Source organism: Pseudonocardia sp. McavD-2-B (assembly GCF_024124365.1).
GTDB lineage: Bacteria > Actinomycetota > Actinomycetes > Mycobacteriales > Pseudonocardiaceae > Pseudonocardia > Pseudonocardia alni.
In genome coordinates this window covers 1-5,559 of sequence record NZ_JAMXSG010000328.1, presented here as the reverse complement: position 1 = coordinate 5,559, position 5,559 = coordinate 1, and the positions used below count along the sequence as shown (strand labels likewise).

The window sequence follows — 5,559 nt, the reverse complement described above, 5'->3', positions numbered from 1 at the left end:
CAGCGGCCCCGTCGGCGTCGGCGGCCGGATCGCCGCCCTGACCGGCCGCGGCTCCGCCACGGCCGCGGCGGGCGACGAGAAGCCCAAGACGGCGTTCTGGAAGGAGATCCTGCTCCTGGCCGGGGTCGCCATCCTGCTGACGGTCCTCATCCAGACCTTCCTCGCGAAGGTCTACGTCATCCCGTCGGGCTCGATGGAGACGACGCTGCACGGCTGCACCGGCTGCAACAACGACCGCGTGCTCGTCGACAAGGTCACCTACAACTTCACCGACATCACCCCGGGCGACATCGTCGTGTTCCGCGGCACCGACGGCTGGGCCAGCGAGACCTACAGCGGCGAGGGCAGCGAGAACCCGCTGCTCAAGGGTCTGCAGTCGCTCGGCTCGCTGGTCGGCATCGCCCCGCCCGACGAAAAGGACTTCGTCAAGCGGGTGATCGCCGTCGGCGGCCAGACCGTCTCCTGCTGCGACGCGCTGAACCAGGTCGTCGTCGACGGGCAGCCGCTGGAGGAGCCCTACATCTACTACCTGCCCGAGGCGGGCCCGGCCCGGCAGATCCCGTTCGGCCCGATCACGGTCCCCGAGGGCCAGTACTGGATGATGGGCGACTCGCGGAACAACTCCGCGGACTCCCGGGCGGCCGGGCACGGCCCCATCCCCGAGGCCAACATCATCGGCAAGGTCCGGCTGATCGTGCTGCCCTTCGACCGGTTCGGCTGGGTCAGCGCGGTCGACCCGCAGACCACCGCCGAGGCGGCCGGGCTCCCGGGGCTGCCCGGCGGGGTGCCGCTGGCGCTGGGCATCCTGGGGACCCTGCCGCTCGCGGCCGGCCGGCGACGGGCTCTGCTCGCCCGTGCCGAGGCCGAGCGTTTCCTGCCCGCGACGCGCCCCCCGCACGGGTGGCGCCGGAGAGCCTGACCGGGAGCACCGTGCCGGTTCCGCCCAGCCGCGCCCGTCCCACCGGACGGCCGCGTGCCCGCCGACGTCCCGTACGGGTCCTGCCCGACGGGCTGCGTCCGCCGCGCGCCGTCGTCCGCGACGGCGGCACCTGGACCCTGCAGACGGTCCTGCAGCGCCACGGGCTCGGCCCGGTCGCCGGCGTCGACGAGGCCGGTCGCGGTGCGAGTGCCGGACCGCTGGTCGTCGCCGCGGCGGTGCTGCGGCCCGCGGACGCGAAGGCCCTCGACGGGTTGACCGACTCCAAGCTGCTGACCCCGGCCGCCCGCGACCACTGGTACGACCGCATCCGCGCCCGGGCGCTGGACCACGCCGTCGTCGTGATCCCGGCGGCCGAGGTCGACCGCCGCGGGGTGCACGTGGCCAACATCGAGGGCATGCGCCGCGCGGTGGCCGCGCTGGGCGCGGTCCGGCCCGGCTACGTCCTGACCGACGGCTTCCCGGTCCGCGGCTTCGGCCGCCCCGCCCTCGCCGTGCCGAAGGGGGACCGGGTGGCGTCCTGCGTCGCGGCGGCGTCCGTGCTGGCCAAGGTCACCCGGGACCGCATCATGACCGCGCTCGACGCCGAGCACGACCGCTACGGCTTCGCCGTGCACAAGGGCTACAGCACCCCGGACCACGAGGCCGCGCTGCGCGCACACGGGCCCTGTCCGGAGCACCGGTTCTCCTTCGCGAACGTCGCCGCGGTGGCCGGGCGCGAGGTCCCGGCGGGGCTGGTCCACAATGGGGCACTCCCCGAGCAGGAACCCGACCCCGGAGACCCGGAGGACACGGTCGGGGCGTGGGAGCCGTTGGAGATCGTCACAGGAGGAGCGGGCCGGTGAGCGCCGAGGATCTCGAGAAGTACGAGACCGAGATGGAGCTCACGCTCTACAAGGAGTACCGCGACATCGTCGCCCAGTTCTCCTACGTCGTGGAGACGGAGCGTCGGTTCTACCTGGCCAACTCCGTCGACGTCGCCCCACGCAACGCCGACGGCGAGGTCTACTTCGAGGTCCGCATGTCCGACGCGTGGGTGTGGGACATGTACCGCCCGGCGCGGTTCGTCAAGAACGTGCGGGTGGTGACGTTCAAGGACGTCAACATCGAGGAGCTCGACACCCCTGACCTGCGACTCCCCGACGACGACCAGTTCCCGGGCTGAGCGCGTAGCAGACCCCACCGACGGATCCGCCGCTCCGGCGGCGCGGCCGTCGGTGCCCATCCCCAACCGGCGGATCCGTCCACAGCCGGCCGATCCACCCCCGCGGGCGGCCCACCCGGCCCGATCGTGGACCCATGGCAGCGAAGGACGAGCTCGGCCGTCGCGGTGAGGACACCGCCGCCGAGTACCTCGAGCGGGCACACGGGATGGTCGTGCTCAGCCGCAACTGGCGGTGCACGCACGGCGAGATCGACATCGTCGCGGTCGACCCGCAGCAACGGCTGGTGTTCTGCGAGGTCAAGACCCGTTCCGGGCTCCGGTACGGCGAGCCCGCCGAGGCGGTGACCCGCCGCAAGACACGCCGGATCCGGCTGCTGGCGAAGGCGTTCATGGCCGCCCACCGGGTGAGCTGGGTCGAGATCAGGTTCGACGTCGTGGCGGTCCTGATCCGGCCCGGCCGGCCGGTCACGCTCACCCACTACCCGGCGGCGTTCTGATGCGGCCCCCGGCACGGATCTGGTCGGTGGCGCTGCACGGCGTCGACGGCGTCCCCGTCGAGATCGAGGCGGTCATCGGCGGCGGGATGCCCGGGGTGCACCTCGTGGGCCTGCCCGACGCCGCCCTCAACGAGTCCAAGGACCGGGTCCGGTCCGCGATCGTGCACTCCGGCCGCACCTGGCCCAACGAGCGGATCGTGCTCGCCCTCTCCCCGGCGACCCTGCGCAAGACCGGCAGCCGGTTCGACCTCGCACTGGCCCTGGGTGTCCTCGTCGCCGCGGATGCGGTGCCACCCGACCGGCTGCGCGGCACCGCGCTGCTCGGCGAGCTCGCCCTCGACGGCAGGCTGCGACCGGTGCTCGGCGTGCTGCCCTGTCTGCTCGCCGCGCGCGACGCCGGGATGGTCCGCGCCGTCGTGCCCCGTGCCGCGCTCGCCGAGGCCGCGCTGGTCGACGGGATAGAGGCGTTCGGTGCCGACAGCCTCGGCGACGTCCTGGACTGGGCGTCGGGCAACCGGCTGCTGCACCGGCACGACGGCGCGCAGGAGGAGGCCCGGGCCGTCGCGGCGCCCGAGCTGGCCGACGTGCTCGGCCAGCACGACGCCCGGCGGGCCCTGGAGATCGCCGCCGCCGGCGGGCACCACCTGCTGATGGTCGGCCCACCCGGCACCGGCAAGACGATGCTGGCCCAGCGCGTGGTGGGGCTGCTGCCCGAGCTCGATCGCGCCGAGGCGCTGCAGCTCGCCGCGATCCGCTCGGTGGCCGGCCGGCTCGGTGACAGCGGGGCACTCAGTACGTGTGCGCCGTTCGTGGCGCCGCACCACTCGGCGTCGACCGCGGCGCTGCTCGGCGGGGGCAGCGGCGTCGCCCGGCCCGGTGCGGTGTCGCTGGCCCACCGCGGGGTGCTCTTCCTCGACGAGTGCCCGCACTGGCCCGCCTCGGTCCTCGACGGGCTGCGCACCCCGCTGGAGGAGGGTGAGGTCCGGCTGTCCCGCGCCGACGGCTCCGTGCGCTACCCGGCCCGGTTCCAGCTCGTCCTCGCGGCGAACCCGTGCCCGTGCGCACCGCCGATCGACCGCGACTGCACCTGCCGCCCCGACGTCCGCCGCCGCTACATGTCCCGGCTGTCCGGCCCGCTGCTCGACCGGGTCGACCTGCGGGTGGCGATGGAGCCGGTGACCGCGTTGCGGGTGACCGAGCAGCGGGGCGAGGACACCGCGACCGTCCGCCGCCGGGTGCTCGACGCCCGCGCCGCCGCCGTCGCGCGCTGGTCGGAGCACGGGTGGCGGTGCAACGCCGAGGTACCCGGCCCCGCCCTGCGGACCCGCTTCCCACTGCCCGCCCGGGTGATCGCACCGCTGGAGGCCCGGCTGCGGGCCGGGGATCTCAGCGCCCGCGGCGCGGACCGCGCGCTGCGGGTCGCGTGGACGCTCAGCGACCTCGCCGGGTCCGAACGGCCCGACCGAGGCCTGGTCGACGCGGCGCTGTACTTCCGCGAGCGGGGTGCCGCGTGAGCGCCCCGGTCCCGGCCGTCCGCCCGGGTACCGACGCCGGCACGGTGCCCGAGGAGGTCCTGCGCGCCCGCGCCTACCTGCTGCGCTGCGTCGAACCCCCGAACCGGCACCTCGTCGCCCTGGTCGACCGGTACGGACCGGTCGAGGCGGCCGACCGGCTGCGTCGCGGAGCCGTCCCCGACGAGCTGCTGCGCGCCGCGGAGGCCCGCCGGGGCACCGACCGCTCCGGCGCCGACCTGGAGACGGCCGCGGCCGCCGGGGCCCGGCTGCTCGTGCCGGAGGACCCGGGCTGGCCGTCGTGGCCGTTCCGGTCGTTCGCCGAGGCCCCGCGAGCCGACCTCGCGCCCCCGATCGCGCTGTGGGCCCGCGGGCCGGGGGAGATCGCGACACTCGCCGACCGGTCGGTCACCGTCGTCGGGTCGCGTGCCGCGACCCCGTACGGGCTGAAGGTGGCCGCGGACTTCTCCGCGACGCTGGCCCGGCGCGGCGTCGCGGTCCTCTCCGGCGCCGCGTTCGGGATCGACGCGGCCGCGCACCGCGGAGCGCTCGCCGTCGGCGGCGCGACGGTCGCGGTGCTGGCCTGCGGCCCGGACCGCGTCTATCCGGCCGCGCACACCGGTCTCCTGGAGCGGATCGCCGCGACCGGTCTGGTGCTCACCGAGTACCCGCCCGGCACGATCCCCGGGCGGCTGCGGTTCCTCGTCCGCAACCGGCTGCTGGCCGCACTCGGTGTCGGGACCCTCGTCGTCGAGGCCGGGGCACGCAGCGGGACGAAGCGCACCGCCGCCGACGCGACCGCGCTCGGGCGCCCGCTGATGGCGGTGCCGGGCCCGGTGACCTCGGGGATGTCGGTCGGCTGCCACGAGCTGGTCCGCTCCCACCAGGCGGGCCTCGTCGGGCGGCCCGAGGATGTCCTGGAGGTCGTCGGCCGGCTGGGTGTGGACCTCGCCCTGCCGCCGCAGGGGGAGTCCCGCCCGACCGACGGGCTCGACCCGCGGGTGCTGGCGGTCCATGACGCGCTGCCCGCCCGGGCCGCGTGGCCGCCGGGACGGATCGGGGAGGCCGCGGGCGTCGGACCCGACGAGCTGCGCGCGGCGCTGACCGAGCTGGAGGACCGTGGGCTCGCCGAGTACCACCAGGGGCTGTGGCAGCGTCCGGCACGCCGGGCGGGTCCTTGACCGGGGCCCCGTGGCGGCGGACCGTCCGGACATGGCGCGCACAGAGTCCTCCGGTCCCGCGACCACCGGACCGGTCCCCGGTGCGGTCGACGGACCGGCCGTGGGCCCGGCGGGCGCCCCTGCCGCGGGCGCCGGGTCCGCAGGGAGCGCCGGGTCCGCAGGGGGTGGCGCTGCCGCCGCGGGTGACGGGCTCGCGCCGGACGTCGCCTCCGCGCTCGAGGAGTTCACCGGGCACCTGCGCCACGAGCGGAACCGTTCACCGCACACC

At 75.8% G+C, this 5,559-nt stretch carries 7 protein-coding genes; all 7 read left to right on the top strand.

What is annotated here, in order from left to right; translation table 11 throughout:
- Positions 1 to 919 (top strand): signal peptidase I (gene lepB / locus NH602_RS27430; RefSeq protein WP_253069304.1); only part of this gene is annotated, 919 nt, incomplete at its 5' end.
- A 92-nt stretch (positions 920 to 1,011) separates the two neighbouring features.
- A complete protein-coding gene (locus NH602_RS27425; protein ID WP_083659125.1) occupies positions 1,012 to 1,782 on the top strand; it encodes a ribonuclease HII in 771 nt (256 codons plus the stop codon).
- Positions 1,779 to 2,102 carry a DUF2469 domain-containing protein gene (locus NH602_RS27420; protein WP_020627284.1) on the top strand — a complete coding sequence of 108 codons (324 nt, stop codon included), beginning with the start codon at positions 1,779 to 1,781 and terminating at the stop codon, positions 2,100 to 2,102. Before NH602_RS27425 ends, NH602_RS27420 begins: the two co-directional genes overlap by 4 nt.
- 134 nt (positions 2,103 to 2,236) lie before the next feature.
- Positions 2,237 to 2,599, top strand: a complete 363-nt coding sequence (locus NH602_RS27415; RefSeq protein WP_062401027.1) for a YraN family protein — start codon at positions 2,237 to 2,239, stop codon at positions 2,597 to 2,599.
- A complete protein-coding gene (locus NH602_RS27410) occupies positions 2,599 to 4,113 on the top strand; it encodes a YifB family Mg chelatase-like AAA ATPase (protein WP_253069303.1) in 1,515 nt (504 codons plus the stop codon). The genes NH602_RS27415 and NH602_RS27410 overlap by 1 nt, the downstream gene beginning before the upstream one ends.
- Positions 4,110 to 5,291 carry a DNA-processing protein DprA gene (locus NH602_RS27405; protein WP_253069302.1) on the top strand — a complete coding sequence of 394 codons (1,182 nt, stop codon included), beginning with the start codon at positions 4,110 to 4,112 and terminating at the stop codon, positions 5,289 to 5,291. Before NH602_RS27410 ends, NH602_RS27405 begins: the two co-directional genes overlap by 4 nt.
- Before the next feature lie 31 nt (positions 5,292 to 5,322).
- On the top strand, positions 5,323 to 5,559 hold a 237-nt coding region (locus NH602_RS27400), incomplete at its 3' end, for a hypothetical protein (RefSeq protein ID WP_253069301.1).